Genomic DNA, 399 nt, shown 5'->3' with positions numbered 1-399 from the left:
GATGCTCGTCCTCACCCTCGTGCTCGGTGTCGCCTACACACTCCTGGTCACCGGCATCGGGCAGCTCCTGCTCCCGTGGCAGGCCAATGGCTCCCCCCTTCCCGACGACAGGGGCAGCTCGCTGATCGGCCAGTCCTTCACCGATGACGACGGCGAGGCGCTCCCGGAGTACTTCCAGTCGCGGCCCTCCGCCGCGGGCGACGGCTACGACGGCGCGGGCTCCAGCGGAAGCAACCTCGGCCCGGAGAACACCGACCTGGTCGCAGCGATCGCGGAGCGCAAGGCCGCGATCGCGGAGCGCGAGGGGGTCGACCCGTCGCAGGTGCCGGCCGACGCGGTCACCGCCTCGGGTTCCGGGCTCGACCCGCACATCAGCGTGGCGTACGCACTGCTGCAGGT

General features: G+C 71.7%; 1 protein-coding gene. It reads left to right on the top strand.

The genetic code is table 11. The features are described 5' to 3' along the window. Position 1 precedes the first annotated feature (1 nt). Positions 2–399 (top strand): potassium-transporting ATPase subunit C (locus L687_RS25655; protein ID WP_021198655.1); only part of this gene is annotated, 398 nt, incomplete at its 3' end.

It is taken from the genome of Microbacterium maritypicum MF109 (genome assembly GCF_000455825.1).
GTDB lineage: Bacteria > Actinomycetota > Actinomycetes > Actinomycetales > Microbacteriaceae > Microbacterium > Microbacterium maritypicum_A.
Note: the sequence above shows the minus strand (reverse complement) of the source record. Positions and strands in the feature narration are given on the sequence as shown.